The following is a 17,261-nucleotide window of genomic DNA, read 5'->3' as shown; positions in this document are numbered from 1 at the left end:
CTGATATTGAAGATCCGCGTGTACAACAGCTTGCTGACGATATTATAAAAGCGCAAAAACGTGAAATCGCTGAGATGAAACAGTTAATTGATGAGCTTGAATAACATGATGGTTTACCAGTAAACGCTGCGAAAAGTGATCACTTTTTTCTGCTTAGACGCTCAATGACCCAGCCTGCTAGTGGGAAGGACACCAGCTGTGTCAACGGAACGAGTATGATCGTTTCAATTAATACCACCACTGGCAGGCTTAACCCTTGAGTCACAGGCTTCAATAACGTTAATACAATTAGGAGTGTTGGATAGAGTCCGACATATCCTACTAATATACGTATAAGTCTGTCTTTAGAATTTTTATTCATTATATGATACCGACTGATGATTAAATTTATAAATAAAAATAAGGCCAAAAATGGCCTTATTTCATTTATTACTATTGTTTTTTTAACTATGCTTGATAATAAGGATAATCGCTGTAGCCAACGTCAGTGCCACCATACATCGTGGTAGGATCTACTTCATTGAGTGGCCAGTTATTGGCGATACGCTCAGGTAGATCAGGGTTGGCAATAAAAGGACGACCAAACGCAAATAAATCGCCATAGCCTTTGGCTAAAATATTCACGGCTTTTTCTACGGTATATTTACCCGCATAAATAATACGGCCTGAAAATTCTTCTCTTACCGCTTGATAAAAAGTGTCTGGCAAATCAGGCGCATTATCCCAATCAGCTTCTGCAATTGACAAGTAAGCAATGCCCGCTTGTTCCAGCAATTTGACCGCTTCGACATACGTATGATGAGGGTCTGACTCTACCAATCCTAAATACACGCGCGTCTCATCCGTACTCGCAAACAAAGGCGCAAAGCGTACACCTAAGCGATCAGCACCAACCACATCACTGACAGCAGCGACGATTTCTTTTAAGAAACGTAGACGATTGGTCAACGACCCACCATATTGATCATCACGTGTGTTGCTATGCTCAGAAATAAACTGATTGACCAAATAACCATTAGCACAATGCAGCTCTACCCCATCAAAACCCGCCTCCAATGCATTGCGTGCGGCTGCCGCATACATCATTACCAGCTCACCAACTTCATCAGTGCTGAGAGCACGTGGCTCACTTGGATCGGCCAATGCACCTTCACCTGGGCCTGTTTCAATAAAGACTTTTACGTTATCAGCAGCAATCGCTGATGGGCCTACAGGCTGAGCACCTTGTGGCTGCAAGCTGGTATGAGACACACGCCCAACATGCCATAACTGAGCAAAAATAATACCACCTTTAGCATGTACTGCTTGCGTAACTTTTTTCCAGCCTTCAACTTGGGCTGGTGAATGGATACCAGGTGTCCAAGCATAGCCTTGGCCTCTTGGCTCAATCTGTGTACCTTCCGTCACCATAAAGCCTGCTGTCGCACGCTGTGCATAATAGCTTGCCATTAAGTCATTAGGAATATTGTCAGGCTGCGTGCTACGAGAGCGTGTCAATGGCGGCATTACGATACGGTTTTTGAGCGTATAAGGCCCAAGTTCTACAGAGGAAAATAGTGTACTTGTATTTAGAATGGTTTGTGTCATAAATATCTCTTTTAAAGCAGCTGATGGCTTATTATTGAATGTATTTGGCCTGTTTTGATGCTTAATAACCAATCTAATGATTTCTTAAGCAATGTTGGTCAGCATAGCGTTTTGAGGGTACAATTAGAAACAACCAATTATTGTTTAAGATACAACTATTAATGGTATGAGTTATGAATGGTATGAATCGGCTCGATATTAAGCAACTTAGAGTATTACAGGCGCTGCTTGATCTAAAAAACCTCTCACAAGTCGCGCGAAAAATGGGGCTGACCCAACAAGCCATCAGTGAGCAGCTGCGCAAGTTACGTGAGGTGTTTGATGATCGCTTGTTTATTCGTCAAGGAAATAGCATGGTGGCAACATCAAAGGCGCTATCGATGCAGCAACCTATTGATCATATATTAAAGCAGTTGGAAGATTTGTTAGAGCCAGAGATTTTTACGCCACAAACATATAAAGGCGTCTTTACGATTAGTGCGACCGACTATGCGACACAGGCGCTGTTACCGCAGTTGTTTAATATTACGCGCCGCGACGCACCGGATTTGAAGCTGATCGTACGTGACTTTGCCTCAGACAATATTAACCAACTTATTGCAGCAGGCGAGCTTGATTTATTGATTACCTTTCCCGAATTCATCCCTGATAACTTATCGTATGTCACTCTGTTTGAAGAGCAACATTTATGCGTGACGGGTTGTGAAAATACTTTTGCAACAGAGCCATTAACACTGACGCAAGTGGCTGCGCACCCGCAGTTGGTGGTGTCGCCTTCGCGTGCTAATTTGCGCGGCTCTCATGACCAATGGTTTGCAGAAAAAGGTCTAAAACGAAATATTGTGATGTCAGTTCCTAGCTTTTCAGCGGTGCCAGATATTTTGCACACGACCGATATGATTGCGTTTTATCCTTCGCGGTTATTGCCGAGCAGTAAGGTCAAAGAGCTTGAGGTTGAAGCATTGCCGCCTACTTTTAAAGTCATAGCGGCATGGCACCCACGTACTACTGACAGTGGCATACATCGTTGGTTAATTGAGCAATTACGAAATCTATAATAAGTAACGTTCCTACGTCATACTTTCCAAATTGGGTATTAAGTCGTTACTGCTTATAACTTTATTAACATCAACAAATGCACCTTTACCCACAGCACCAAGATTATAGTCTGCAAACTCATGATATAAAGTGACCACATCACCCATAATCAATAATGCAGGTGTTGGCAATTTCGCTATCGCTTGCTGATTAGCGATACTACCAAGCGTACCGATGAGCAGCTGCTGCGTGGGTAAGCTTGCATGACTAATCACGGCAAAAGGAGTCTCGCTGTCGCGCCCCGCTGCTATCAACCCTTCGGTCAACTCACCTAGCCGATGTAGTCCCATATAAAACACTACCGTTTGTTTGCTGTCCAAGTGTTCGTCATAGTCATTATTGGCTGCGCCTGACTTTTTGCACGCTGTCACAAACTTGACGGCTTGCGCATGATCACGGTGCGTTAGTGGAATCCCTGCACGGCTAGCAGCGGCGCTGGCGGCTGTGATGCCGGGAATGGACTCAAAACGAATGCCATGGCGCACAACTTCTTGCAGCTCTTCGCCGCCGCGCCCAAAAATAAAGGGGTCGCCGCCTTTTAGACGAACCACTGTTTTGCCTGCCAGCGCGTGTTTGACTAATAGCTCATTGATGCCTTCTTGCGGCAGAGCATGATTGGCACGGCGCTTACCGACGAATATTTTCTCTGCTGTCAGCGCACACATATCTAAGATATCCTCTGAGACTAAGCTGTCATAAAGCACTATGTCTGCGCGCTGCATGACTCGTAACGCTTTTAGAGTCAACAACTCAGGATCACCAGAACCAGCACCGACTAAATGCACAGTGCCTACTTTCTCACCTTCTGCTATCGTTGGTGGTGTGTTTAGCACATTGACGTTGCATTTTTTATTGGACAAGTCATTCGAAGGTAGGGTTGCGATAAAAGCAGATGAATCAGTCATAATGGTCACTCCTAATAACACTACTAGCGCCGTGCAGATCAGCACTTCATAATGGAATACATAAGAACAAAAGATAGTACAAGATACGGTGCAAGCCTCATGCCATATCGATAACTTAACCCTCTTTCAACAGGCGTTTAGGACGCATATTCCTCAATAAGTGCATTAATTTGACTCACACATGAGCCGCAATTGGTGCCCGCTCGGCACGCTTTACCAATGGCATGTGCGCTGGTACATTGCTGTTTGGTGATGGCATTGATGATGATGTTTTCTCCCACCGCCATGCACGAACACACCAGCGGGCCTGGATCGATATAACCTGTGGCTGGACGACCTGCCAGCAACCATTTATAGCGCTGCTGTGCGGGTATCGCATCGGTATTGGTAAAGCAGCTATCAAGCCAATGACTGCTGGGCAACTGCGTCACTTGCGGCGCGAAGTAAATAGCTAATAGTAGCCGCTCACTCGGTATAGTAGAGATAGAAGTGCTTGGCAACGTGCGATCGACCTCTTCATTATTTGCCTCACTTGCCTCATTCGCCTCCGACTGAGTCAAAATAAAGCGTAGTTGTTGCTCCGGTTTACTAAGGGTAAAAGCACTATTAACCCCTACAGTATTGGCAGCGTCATCCGTCAATCCTTTATCCGATACAGAGCTTTGATAGGTATCGATAAACTGCTGCCAAAACTCAGGATCAAGCAATTGCTTAGCGATGCTGTCGACTGGGCTAGCAAGAGTCATTAGAACGCTGTTGGTTTGGCGGCTAATACTCCATGTCAGTGCTGGTAGTGTTTGAGTCGACTGCTCACTAGCCACATCAAAGCTAGAAGAGGCTGCTTGCAACTCATTGTCTGTCATTTGCTCTTTAAAGCTAGCTGCCATAGCACGAAAGTGCACTAGTATGGTGTCTTGCAAATCAGGATGCACCAAAATCTTGCCAAACGTCTGCATAGGTACAGTGCTAATGCTAATCGCTGAGTTTTTTAGCTCAGGCTGTCCTGAATGGGGATCGACAACCGTCGGAATGAGCGTACCTACTCTTGCACCGCTGGCAAAGGCGTTACTCCAGTGCATGGGCATAAATGCATCACCAACACGCATGCCATCACTGATGGCAACTTGTGCTATCACTTTTTGCTCTAACACTTCAATATCTGTATTTGAATCAACAGCCGCCCCATTATGTGGCTGACGCTGTTTTTGCTGCTGCTTGTTTGGTAGGTTTTGCTCATAGCGGGGATGTAGCTGCACATAGTCGCCCTTTTCAACACCGAGTTGCTTGGCGTCATCGGGATGGAGGGTCAGCATCGGCGCAGACTCATGTTGGTTAAGCTGCGGCGCAAGTCCTGTGCGGGTCATGGTATGCCACTGATCACGCAATCTACCGGTAATAAGACGTAGATGCACGGTTGATGAGTGACCGTTATGTGGCTTATCGCTCTTATTATCCTTTTCTCTATTATCGCTCGCTATATTATCGCTTTCTGTATTGTCATTAGCTTTCGGTCTTGAGCGACGCTGATGCCTATTAGGTAAGCTGGCACTATCTGAGGGTGTAATAGCGATAAAGTTTGAGTGCGCCATGGTGATTCGCGGGTCGCCCCATTGAAAGGGGGGCATTACCTCATAGTCAGCACGATTTAGGATTGGCATTGGTAGGTCTTTAGCCAAATTCAGATAGCGCGGTTGATTGTTAATAGAGGGCACTTGGCTAGGATCATTTTTATAAGCGGTCAATGCCCCATGCTCATTGAATATCTCGCTAGGATGCTGGTAATCAAACCCAGCTAGCCCCATGCGGGTAGCCACTTGAGACAGTATCCACCAGTCAGGCTTAGCGAGTCCTAATGCAGGCTTCAACGCCCGCTGTCTTGAGATTCGCCGCTCAGAATTGGTGACTGTGCCTGACTTTTCGCCCCAACCTTGAGCTGGCAATACAATGTCTGCGCACTTAACCGTATCGCTGTCTACCGAGCAGTCAGAGACAATGACCAAGTCACAAGCCGCTAATGCGCGGCGAAATTTATCCGCTTCAGGTAAGCTCACGACTGGATTGGTCGCCATAATCCAAATGGCTTTGATACGCCCATCTAAGATAGCATCGGCAGCATCACAAGCTTGGATGCCAACCTCTGGCGCAATAGACTGCGGTGCCTGCCAAAAGTCAGCCACCAGTTGACGATGAATACTATTATTCAAGTCTAAATGTGCCGCCAGCAAATTAGCCAGCGCCCCGACTTCACGGCCACCCATAGCATTTGGCTGACCAGTGAGTGAAAACGGACTGGCGCCTACTTTTCCTACGCGTCCGGTATACAGATGACTATTGATAATGGCATTGACCTTGTCGGTGCCACTCTTTGATTGGTTAACGCCCATACTAAACGCGGTCACTGTCTTGTCATTGGCAGCGACTAGCTGATAAAACTGGCGTATGAGGTCAGCGCTGATTTTGCATGCTTGAGCGACTTTGTCGATGCTCCACGTCTTGGCAGCCTCCAAAGCGAGATCGACATCATTACATTGCCTGAGATAATGCTCATCGCAACAACCTTGCTGCTTAAGATAGTGCAACAACCCATTGTATAAATGCGTATCGGTGCCGGCGGCTATTGGTAAGTGCAAATCCGCGAACTCACAAGAATCCGTACGACGCGGATCAATGACGATAAGCTTTTTACTGGGATCAATTTTTTTGGCGTCTAAAAAACGTCCAAACAAAATAGGATGGCACCATGCCATGTTTGAGCCCACCAGCACTAATAAATCGCAGGACTCTAAGTCCTCATAATTACCAGGCACCAAATCAGCGCCAAAGGCACGTTTGTGCCCTGCTACTGCGGAAGACATACATAGGCGTGAGTTGGAATCAATATTATTATTACCGATAAAGCCTTTGATAAACTTATTGGCGACGTAATAATCCTCAGTGAGTAGCTGTCCTGAGACATAAAACATAATACTGTCGCGACCATGCTTGGCGATCGTGTCGTTTAAGCGCGTGGCAATATCATCTAAAACGTTATCCCAATCGGTAGGATTTATAAGTGGCTCATCAGATATGTCGATAGCGTTAAAATCATTAACCAATTGCATAGGTCGATGTTGTTGCATTACCGCTTGCTTGTTTTGATAGTAAGGCTCAGTTAAGCGTCGCTCACTGCCTAAGGTTTGTGCCAGCGCACTGCCCTTTGAGCATAGTTTACCAAAGTTCGCCGGATGCTCAGGATCTCCTTTTACGCTCACTACCCCTGTCGCATCGACACTGGCTAGGACGCCACACCCTACCCCGCAGTAAGGACAAGTGGTACGTATGGTGGACGTCGTTTTTTCAGTATAAGTGGCAATAAGAGCCGTTTTTGAAGGATTGATCATGTCATCAGATTTGTTATTAGATTTGTGATCAGATCGGCGTATACCACTTTCTAATTCTTGGCTAGCATTCGATTTATTACTCAAGATCACTTCACTCATGACGCCGCTCCTACTATGTCTGCTGCGCTTAATAAATCCAGCTCGCTATCGTTATCCATGTCTCCGTTAGCCTCACTATCTGTCGTTATTTTCTCCAAATCACAGTAAGCCTCACCAAATATTAAATCCACTTTTATAGGCGCGATATCACTATTGCTGTTAATCAACTGGCTATAGAAACTGCCCTCATTGACCTCACCGTAGAGTACAGCGCCGATCAGTTTATTGTTTCTAAGATAGAGGCAATGATAGTGATTTATACTGGTTTGCTGATAAGTGATGGTTTCGATAGCCGCCGCTTCCTCCTCATCAAAGTCGACTTGCCCTGCTGAAAAGGCACTGATGCCAGATACTTTTAGCTTTAAAGACAGCGGTTTGCTAGTAAAGGGGTGCCAATTATTTCTAGATGATAAACCATCGTTTGATATCCTCGCATCTTTTAGGACAGAAACTAAGGTATCAACTTGCTGATTGACGGGCGCTACCATACCGAACAGCTCACCGTCTAGCTCCACACATTCGCCAATAGCGTATACGTTGGCAGCGCTAGTATGCATATAATTATCGACGATGATGCCACGGTTGACCGTCAGCCCGCTGTCTTTTGCCAATGTGATATTAGGTACCACTCCCACTGCCATGACCACGAAATCTGCTGGCAACGTGCGCCCATCTTTTAGCAACAATCCGCATACTTCGTGCTGGTTGTTGACCGCTATACATTCAGTGATCGCTGATACCTCAAGTCCGACATTTCGACAGCTGAGCTCTGCTTGCAATAGCTCAGCGGCGGGCAAGTCAAGCTGTCGGTTCAGTACATAGCTGTCCACATGAACAACCGTCATATCTGCTCCTTGAGAAGCCAAAGCGCACGCGGCCTCTAACCCCAATACCCCGCCCCCAATCACCAGACCTTTTTTCCCTTGATGTGCATATGCGGTTAGTGCATTTACATCAGCTACTTCTCGAAACACGTGCACGCCTTTAGCATCGTAATTAGGAAAAGGAATAATTCGAGCACTGGAGCCCGTCGCAATAACCAGCTTGCTATAAGCGATCGTTTGTCCATTGCTCAGCTCAATGGACTGCTGTTTGACGTCTATTATGTCAACCGAAACTCCAGCCAATACGGTGATACCCAGCTGTTGATACTCTGATTGCTCGTATAGATAAGTATCTTCAAATATAGAGTCTCCTGACAGTACAGGCGATAGCATAATTCGGTTGTAGCCGACTTGTGGTTCTTTACTAATAAGCGTAATTGGCAGATGGATGTGAGGGTTTTCCAGTCTGTCTTGCTGTTGGGCACGAGCCAACTCAATAGCAAAACGGCTGCCTGCCATGCCAGCACCAATAATGACGATACCAGCACTCGAAGGTAGCGTTGACGCTATTTTAGGATTTTGGCTATTGACTACTGTTGACTGTGCATTAAGGTGTGGTACAAAAGGCGACATAAGAAGAGCATCCCTTAGCCGCAACGTGCAGCATTAAATAAATGGCGTGTCATATCATGTTTTTGTTGAAGCAAACTTATAGAAAATAAGCCAGCAGTGATAAGATGATGACAAACTGAATGAAGCAAATGCTGTGCCATACCAGTAAGGGATGGCGTATGATAAGCGGTTCAGGGTCGCGGATATTGCTGGTGTTATCGGGGTTAAAATCTTGTAAAAACTCACCAATTGCTTGGTATCTAGCTTGGGTGTTGGAATGCAGCGCACGCATTAACGCTTGTTGGCTAGCAGTGGGTACGCGGTGCTGACGTAATGATTGAGCAGGCAGCGTCAATGTATGACTTGCTTGATGCGAACTCATCAAATCTTGCGAACTAAACGGCAACTCATTGGTTAGTAGCTCATAACCGATTACGGCTATGGAAAATAAATCAGAATAAACTCCTTTTGGTGCATCGCTGTAATATTCTGGTGCAGCGTAGTGCAAATCACCGCTCGGTGGTCGAGTGCTGTCTTTGAGTATTAAAGAGCTGGCCGAACCAAAATCAATCAATTTGACCGCGCCTGAGGTGGTCAATAGGATGTTTTCCGGCTTGATGTCTTGATGCAATAGATAGTTGCGATGCATCACCCGAACCGCCATGCCTATTTTGGTCAACAAATCATATGTCTGCCATACGTCGCAAGGGGCATGGCGATCCATAAAATCTCTGAGGCTCTCACCCTCAATATATTCGGTCAGATGGTATAAATAAGTACTACTCGCTGGTACGGGGTAATAACGTAGCAATCCTGAAGAACTCAGCGCTGAGCTCGCGCTTTGATTGGTTTTGATGCTGATAAGGCTGTTATCGCTCGACAAATCATTAGGGTCCGCTTGATTGTAAGCAGGCTCGCCAGCACGGCTGTGCTTAGATAAGCTCAACCCTATTTTTCGCTCTTTTAAAAACTCGCGCAGATAGTACCCATCGGTAATCGTATCAAGGCTTGGCGACTTTATGACAAAGGCATGATGGTTGCTATCTTCTACCAAATACACTTCACTACGAGCAGTACGGGCTATAATGTTCTTGATAGTAAAACCGTCAATCTGCGCACCAATCTCCAAACCCGTTGGCAACTGATAACGATGAATATCGTGAGAGCTAGTATTGTCGCCTGTCTTATAAATTTGTGCCTTAAACGTTTGCTTATGGAGCACTGTTGTATTCATACCGAGCATCATCATACTTAGGTTATCGTAACTGCCTTCGCTAAACGCTTGCTCGCATAAGCTTTTACTGATATCTAAGCTTTCACCGATACCGATACCAACATCACTTATCTGTTGGTCGATAGCGTTTCGATCAGTCATAGTCGTCGATTGAACTAGCGCCTTTGCGGCGGCACACAGTTCAAACTGAAGCTCTGAGGCAGTAATAGATTCATAGACGCCATCAGTCATTAGCGCTAAGCACTCGTTTTGATGCAATGTAAATACCGATTGCTGTAACTGAATTCGTGTATCAGCGCCGACAGCAGCCGACAGCGCACCTTTATCTTGCCCACGATGGATGCGGTGATCCTTAGTAAGCACCGCCATGCTATCCATACCTATACGGTAAATACGTGAATCGCCCGTATGAAACAGATGGATACGGTCACCGATACACAGTAGGCCTGATAAGGTCGATAACAGCGGTGGTACTCGCTCGTAGACTTGCGGGAAGTAGAGCACATCATTGGTTTTGTTTACCGCCTCCTTAATCAATATAGCAATTTGATTATCATCAAAGCTTATCGGCGCCTTTTGACCATTGGCTTGTGACTCATTTTCTGATGCCGACTCGTACTCTGTCCTCACCAGATTTTCAAGCGCTAAAGTAAGGTGATGCGTGATGGTATTGACGACCAATTGACTGGCTTGTTTAGGGAACTGACAGGCACTGACACCATCCGCCATCAGCACCAATAAAGGCGCATGAGGACATTGAACGCCGCCGTTGATGGTTGCTGTGGACTGTCCATACGGCAAGCATGTTGTTATCAGCAAGCTGTCTTGATTTTCGGATTTGCGCCCTTGCATGGTATAAAAATCAAGCAACCATAGTGCATTATCCGCACTATGGTGACTGGTTTTGTCAGTGGTCTTAAAGTCTTGTGTGCTGCCCTTTTTCATACTTAGCTCACTTTAATTTGAGCAAAGCTGCCATCTGGCATCTCTTCGATGATAACGCCTTCAGGCTCTTTCAAAAAGAATAGTGCTAAGAAGCCAACCACTGCGGTGGCAGCGATCACAAAGAAAAATACCTGATAGGAGACGAGACTCAGTACGGTTAAATAAACGACCGAACCAACATTGCCATAAGCACCAGTCATGCCAGCGAATTGTCCAGTCATACTACGCTTAATCAGTGGAATGACCGCAAACACTGCGCCCTCGCCTGCCTGTACAAAGAATGAGCAAAACATCGTGATTAACAATGCCAACGCAATCGGCCATGTTGAATCAACGATTCCCATCAATAAATAACCGACGGCTAAACCCGCAGTCAAAATCAGCAGCGTAATCTTGCGTCCATACTTGTCACTGAGCCAACCGCCGCCCGGACGTGACATCAGATTCATAAATGCATAGCTTGATGCCAATACCCCTGCCATCACAATCGATAGGCTAAATGTCTCTTGATAAAAAAGCGGCAACATAGACACCACCGCCAGCTCTGAGCCAAAAGTAGCAAAGTAGAGAATATTTAAGATACCGACTTGCTTAAAATCATACTGATGTGCTTTTGGAACTGGCGTAGTAAATATCTCTTTATTAAAGCGATAACTACTCACAAACTCATAAATATATAAAACGACCAATCCGATATAGACGATAGTCACGCTGTCCTGACTAAGCAAGCTGACACCAGCGGGCGATAATTTCCATCCCAAAAGAGCCAAGGCCAAATACATTGGCAGCTTAAACGCCATCATCAGCCAAAAGTCACCTGCTGAAGTCACCATCATCGCACCAGATTTTTTGGGTTTAAAATACGTCGCACCCTTTGGCGTGTCTCGCACCATCTTATAAAAAATCACACTGTAAAGCATCATGACCACCCCTGAAGTAGCCGTCGCATAACGCCAGCCCTCATCACCACCAACTATAGCGGCAGCGATGATAGCCACTGTCGGTAATAGCAAGGCAGCAGCAGCGGAACCAAAATTGCCCCAACCGCCATAAATACCTTCAGCCGTACCCAGCTCATTTGCAGGGAACCAATCACTCATTAGACGAATACCCACCACAAACCCTGCACCCACAAAACCCAGTAAGAACCGAGACAACGCTAGCGTGTTGTAGTCTTGCGCAAAGGCAAAAGTAAAACAGGGAATGGCGCCAATCGCCAAAATGGCGGTATAGACGAGGCGCGGGCCAAAACGATCGGTTAGCATACCGATAATGACTCGAGCTGGAATCGTCAAGGCAACGTTTAGTATCAATAAGGTTTTGATTTGATCTTTAGTAAGGTTAAGCGTCTCCCCAATCGCGGATAAAAAAGGCGCGTGGTTAAACCACACAAAAAAGGTCAGAAAAAAAGCCATCCAACCAAGATGGAGAATTTTATTCTTACCTGTAAAAGATAAGATATTAAGCTTGTTTTTAGTTGGCACAGCGGGGTTCGATGGTGGCGATGACGACATAAGCAATTTCCTTAAATGGCAAACTTTAGGGCCAACATAAAAAGTCATAAGAACAAGTTATGTTAAACAGAATGATCAGTTAGAACACTTAAGGGGGTGCAATGGCTGTGCCATTTGCCGTCATAAAAATCATTGTGGAGGCAAGCCATCGTCTTTGGTGAAAGCGTCAATGCTTTGTAATAGCAGACTTACAGGCGACTATCACAAGCCGATTCATATCTTAAAAAACATGATGCCCTTGTATCATTGAGAAACATAAAAAAATGCTCCTCATTATAAATGCAATCAAATTGGTGCATGATTCTGTCCACTTTAGTGCATCAATACTTATCACCTCATTGCCAAATGATCGATTAATATTTTATTTACCATCATCATCAACCTCCTCATAAATGCCTTGCGACCTTGTAAATACGCGATGAGCGTCATACGTATTCGTCTGAATTTTTTAGCAATCCCCTTAAATACAAAGCGCTATATAACAGTGCTTGGCACAGTTATTGAAGGTGTAATTGGTGTAGGCACTAAATATTGCTAACCATCATAACGTTTAGATCACGATATTTAGACAACCCCATTACTAAGGATAAGCGCATGAGCAGCACTATAGTGAGTACACCAAATAAAGCTAAGTTAGTGGTGATTGGCAACGGTATGGTCGGGCATCATTTCGTTGAGCGAGCCATAGAACAAGGGCTACATGAGAAATTTGAGATTCATGTGTTTGCAGAAGAAGACCGTCCGGCTTATGATCGTGTGTATTTATCGAGCTATTTTGAGCATAAAGATATCAGTAAGCTAAATTTGGTTGATTTGAGCGCCTATGCCGCCGCCCAAATTCAATTGCACCTGAATCAGCGCATTGTAGATATCGATGCGACCAATCAATACATCATCACTGAAGCTGGCGAGCAGATTGAATATGGTGAGCTGGTGCTGGCGACAGGCTCCTATCCATTTGTACCACCCATTCCAGGACGTGAACATCCGCATTGCCACGTATACCGAACCATTGCCGATTTAGATGACATTCTTGCCATTGCTGAGCGCCCCACAGTCAGAAAGGGTGTGGTCGTGGGTGGTGGACTGCTGGGACTTGAGGCAGCAAAAGCACTGGTCACTTTAGGGTTAGAAACTTATGTTGTAGAGTTCGCCCCACAATTGATGGGCGTACAGCTTGATGCTGCTGGCGGTGAGATTTTGAAACGAAAAATTGAAGCCCTTGGGGTCAAAGTATTAACTGGCAAGAATACCCAAGCCATTATTGACAATACCGATGCCCTGTCTAAAAACAGGAATAACACCAGTGAAGATCAATGTCACTTAACCATGCAATTCACCGATGATACCTCGCTTGATACCAATATGATCGTTTTTAGTGCGGGTATTCGTCCGCAAGATGGCATTATCAAAAACAATCCTGAGTGCGGCATTGAGATAGGTGCACGAGGTGGTATTTTAATTGACGAACAATGCCGCACCAATGCCGCGCATGTCTACGCTATCGGCGAATGCGCGGTGTGGGATAACAAGATATTTGGCTTAGTAGCGCCAGGCTACAGCATGGCGAGTATTTGCGCGGCACAAATCACAGGAGATCATTCGCAAACCTTTACGGGCGCTGATATGAGCACCAAGCTCAAACTGATGGGCGTCGATGTTGGTAGTATTGGCGACGCCCATGGCAACAGCGCGGACAGCTTGAGCTATTTGTACCAAAACCCTGCTGAGGGCATTTATAAGAAACTGGTCACAACGCCTGATAATAAACGCTTGCTTGGCGCGGTATTGGTCGGCGATACCGAAGACTATAATAATCTATTACAGCTATATCTCAACGACATCGACCTACCTGCCCACCCTGAAAGCCTCATACTACCCAACGTTGAAAAACCGAAAATGGGTATAGAAAATTTACCAGATAGTGCAACGATTTGCTCATGCTACAACGTCACCAAAGGCGATATTTGCGCGGCGGTCGAGAACGGTGCGTATTCCATTGCCGAAGTGAAGTCTTGTACCAGTGCAGGTACAGGCTGTGGTGGCTGTGCGCCTATGGTGAAAGACACTTTAAGCTACCAGTTAACGACCCTTGGGTTTGAGGTCAATAACGACTTATGTGAGCACTTTGCTTATACTCGTCAAGAGCTCTATAGCTTGATTCGTGTCCATGGTATTAGAACCTTTGATGCTCTGTTGGATGAGCATGGTAATGGTCATGGCTGTGAGATTTGCAAACCTACGGTCGCCTCCATCTTGGCCTCATGCTGGAATGACTATGTGCTCAAGCCTGAACTGACACCGTTGCAAGATAGCAATGACTATTATCTGGGCAACATACAAAAAGACGGCACCTATTCTGTCGTACCTCGTGTGCCGGGTGGTGAAATCACCGCCGATAAACTGATCATCCTCGGACAAGTCGCCAAAGAGTTTAATTTGTATACCAAAATCACAGGTGGTCAACGCGTGGATCTATTTGGGGCACGTTTAGACCAATTGCCTGATATCTGGACACAATTGGTGCAAGCTGGCTTTGAGACTGGTCACGCTTATGGTAAGTCACTGCGAACTGTTAAATCGTGTGTGGGTAATAATTGGTGTCGCTACGGTGTCGATGACAGTGTCGGCTTAGCGCTCACCTTAGAGGATCGTTATAAAGGAGTACGTTCACCGCATAAAATAAAGATGGGCGTGTCCGGATGTACACGCGAGTGTGCAGAGGCACAAAGCAAGGACTTTGGCATTATCGCTACCGAAAATGGTTGGAATTTATTTGTCTGTGGTAATGGCGGTATGACCCCGCGTCATGGCGAGTTGTTTGCCACTGATCTTGATAGCGATACAGTCATCAAATACATCGATCGCATTATTATGTTTTATATAAAAACAGCAGATAAACTCCAACGAACTTCAAAATGGCGCGAGAGCTTAGAAGGTGGATTGGAATATCTACAAGCAGTCATTATTGAAGACAGCTTAGGCATCGCTGACGAGCTAGAAGCGCAGATGCAGCTGCTGATCGACAACTATGTGTGTGAGTGGAAAGCCACCATCACCGATAGCGAAAAGCTCAAACGTTTCCGTCATTTCGTCAATAGTGAGCAAGGAGATGACAATGTGGTCTTTGTAACCGAGCGCGAGCAAATTCGCCCCGCAACCGATACTGAAAAAACTCAAATCCTAGTGACTGAGCTGGCTTAATCAACGCCCAAGATAGTCGGTTTAAGATAATGAAGAGACAATTAATAAACTAGGAAGGCGAATGACAGCACTATCAATAGTCGATCGAGCTAGCCTAACACCGTCTCTGATTTATCTAGGACTGCCTATACTCTCCGATAATATACGAATAAGGATAAGGATAACCCAATGACTCAATATACGGTTTGTAGATTAGAAGACATTCTCCCTGAGACTGGTGTTTGTGCGCTCATAGATGGCAAACAAGTGGCTATCTTTCGCACCAAAGAAACTAAGCTGTTCGCGCTTGATAATTATGACCCTTTTAGTCAGGCCAATGTATTGTCTAGAGGTTTAATCGGTGGCACTACCATTACCAACGCAGCTGGCCTTAGTGAAGCAGTACTGTATGTAGCCTCGCCTATTTATAAGCAGCGCTTTAATCTGGTAACAGGCCAATGTTTAGATGATGAAAGTATCATACTCAACACTTATAAGGTTGATCATGATGGGAGCGATGTGATGGTCAAATATAATTTTCAGGGTTAGCTAGGTTAATGCCGTAGCACTTTTATGGTGAGCCAGCTATATTTTATCGTTCTCTCGATAGTCTTAAACAGCCTTTAAATCTTAGATTTAAAGGCTGTTTTGTTGTTTGTTATGTTTCGGGTCTGTTTGATGATTCAAATATTAGGACTGCTGATCGCTAAAATCACATCAAACATTTTATCGAATCAGGCGTAAACCGACGATAATGTAGAGACCTTAACTAGGGCGTGTCATCAATTAGCACATGGATACACTTAGTGGTCTTAAAATGAGATAAATTGCCGTCAAACGAGGAAAATAGCGCCGATAATATCGGGATATCAACCAGCTGTTTGACGATGTTTGGTAAAATTTAGCCATTTTTAGCTAGGCCGTGTCTTCATTTCAAAAATGGTGATAAAAATGAGATAAATTGCCGTCAAACAAGAAAAATAGCGCAGATAATATCGGGATATTAACCAGCTATTTGACGATGTTTGGCAAGATTTAGCCATTTTTAGCCCATTTAGATGACTATCGAGTGAATTGAAGACACGCCCTAGTTTAGATATGATCAATTGAATTGAGGACACGCCCTATATAGTCAATCCACTATAAAAGCGTTACAGCGTTAACCTCGCTTGAGGTATTAAATATACATCTACACTCGGTTGCCTTGTACCACTTTTAAATTGAACCGACTATATAATATAGATAAATTAAAACAAGCGTTCAAAAATCATCACAATACGCCCTTGCATTATTTTGTAACATCTGACAGCTATAATTGAGCAATCACTCAACATAAAGCAAACACTTCTTACTCATGTCTGTCACATAAAAACCTTCTAATAACAGGCGTAAAACCTCACTTCAATCCACCCTATTTTGAACTCGCTTTCAAACTTTATTAAAAAGAAATAACTTATGCCAAAATATCTCCCTTTGTCTTTACTGTTGCTTCGAATAGGTATTTTCATTGTCTTCTTATTTTGGACGCTCGACAAATTTGTCAATCCTGACCACACCGCCAATGTGTTTTCTAAATTTTATGCATTAGAGAACTTAGGCACTAGTATCGTATACGTTATTGGTAGCTTACAAATCATACTGATCTTCTCGTTCGTAATGGGTTTATTCAAAAAATGGACATACGGCATTGTCTTATTGCTACACGCGGTTTCTACTTTTGCCACTTTCGGTCTCTATCTCACTCCTTTCGACAATCTATTGTTCTTTGCTGCTTGGCCGATGTTGGCGGCTTGTATAGCGCTTTTCTTAATGAGAGATTGGGATACTTTAAGCTTAGGCAAAAAGACGTCACCGACTTTATCCTAAGAAAGTTGATAACC

The 17,261-nt window shown here is 44.8% G+C and carries 10 protein-coding genes and 3 pseudogenes; 4 read left to right on the top strand and 9 right to left on the bottom strand.

What is annotated here, in order from left to right; genetic code table 11:
• Window positions 1-139: 139 nt before the first annotated feature.
• Complete coding sequence (locus tag AAEY72_RS06900) at window positions 140-361, bottom strand: putative antibiotic biosynthesis monooxygenase (protein ID WP_081501601.1); 222 nt, start codon at window positions 359-361, stop codon at window positions 140-142.
• 86 nt (window positions 362-447) lie between these two features.
• Window positions 448-1,587, bottom strand: coding sequence for an alkene reductase (locus AAEY72_RS06895; RefSeq protein WP_352309989.1), 1,140 nt, complete (start codon window positions 1,585-1,587; stop codon window positions 448-450).
• Window positions 1,588-1,760: 173 nt separating this feature from the next.
• On the opposite strand from AAEY72_RS06895, the gene AAEY72_RS06890 reads away from it, so the two are divergent.
• The gene (locus AAEY72_RS06890; RefSeq protein WP_352309988.1) at window positions 1,761-2,645 is read left to right on the top strand and encodes a LysR family transcriptional regulator; all 885 of its coding nucleotides are present in this window, start codon (window positions 1,761-1,763) and stop codon (window positions 2,643-2,645) included.
• Between the two features lie 12 nt (window positions 2,646-2,657).
• Here AAEY72_RS06890 and cobA read toward each other — a convergent pair whose 3' ends face one another.
• From cobA to AAEY72_RS06865, 7 genes and pseudogenes are all read right to left on the bottom strand, one after another.
• On the bottom strand, window positions 2,658-3,590 hold the full coding sequence (gene cobA / locus AAEY72_RS06885; RefSeq protein ID WP_010200934.1) for a uroporphyrinogen-III C-methyltransferase: 933 nt from the start codon (window positions 3,588-3,590) through the stop codon (window positions 2,658-2,660).
• A gap of 137 nt (window positions 3,591-3,727) precedes the next feature.
• A pseudogene (locus AAEY72_RS16665) lies at window positions 3,728-3,880 on the bottom strand ((2Fe-2S)-binding protein); the annotation flags it as partial.
• A 578-nt stretch (window positions 3,881-4,458) separates the two neighbouring features.
• Window positions 4,459-6,631: pseudogene (locus AAEY72_RS06880) on the bottom strand (molybdopterin oxidoreductase family protein); the annotation flags it as partial.
• Between the two features lie 192 nt (window positions 6,632-6,823).
• Window positions 6,824-6,970 (bottom strand): annotated as a pseudogene (locus AAEY72_RS16660) (hypothetical protein); the annotation flags it as partial.
• A 95-nt stretch (window positions 6,971-7,065) separates the two neighbouring features.
• Complete coding sequence (locus tag AAEY72_RS06875; RefSeq protein WP_352309986.1) at window positions 7,066-8,526, bottom strand: NAD(P)/FAD-dependent oxidoreductase; 1,461 nt, start codon at window positions 8,524-8,526, stop codon at window positions 7,066-7,068.
• A 76-nt stretch (window positions 8,527-8,602) separates the two neighbouring features.
• A complete protein-coding gene (locus tag AAEY72_RS06870; protein WP_352309985.1) occupies window positions 8,603-10,684 on the bottom strand; it encodes a bifunctional protein-serine/threonine kinase/phosphatase in 2,082 nt (693 codons plus the stop codon).
• 2 nt (window positions 10,685-10,686) lie between these two features.
• Window positions 10,687-12,198, bottom strand: a complete 1,512-nt coding sequence (locus AAEY72_RS06865; protein ID WP_149408266.1) for a NarK family nitrate/nitrite MFS transporter — start codon at window positions 12,196-12,198, stop codon at window positions 10,687-10,689.
• Between the two features lie 594 nt (window positions 12,199-12,792).
• Between AAEY72_RS06865 and nirB the strand changes: the two genes are divergently transcribed.
• From nirB to AAEY72_RS06850, 3 genes are all read left to right on the top strand, one after another.
• On the top strand, window positions 12,793-15,402 hold the full coding sequence (gene nirB / locus AAEY72_RS06860) for a nitrite reductase large subunit NirB (RefSeq protein WP_352309984.1): 2,610 nt from the start codon (window positions 12,793-12,795) through the stop codon (window positions 15,400-15,402).
• Between the two features lie 168 nt (window positions 15,403-15,570).
• Entirely contained in the window at window positions 15,571-15,930 is a 360-nt protein-coding gene (gene nirD, locus AAEY72_RS06855) for a nitrite reductase small subunit NirD (protein WP_352309983.1), read from the top strand.
• Window positions 15,931-16,836: 906 nt separating this feature from the next.
• Window positions 16,837-17,247, top strand: a complete 411-nt coding sequence (locus tag AAEY72_RS06850; RefSeq protein WP_352309982.1) for a hypothetical protein — start codon at window positions 16,837-16,839, stop codon at window positions 17,245-17,247.
• The last annotated feature ends 14 nt before the right edge of the window (window positions 17,248-17,261 follow it).

The organism is Psychrobacter sp. W2-37-MNA-CIBAN-0211, assembly GCF_040309405.1.
Lineage (GTDB): Bacteria > Pseudomonadota > Gammaproteobacteria > Pseudomonadales > Moraxellaceae > Psychrobacter > Psychrobacter glaciei.
This window is presented reverse-complemented; position numbering and strand designations above follow the sequence as displayed.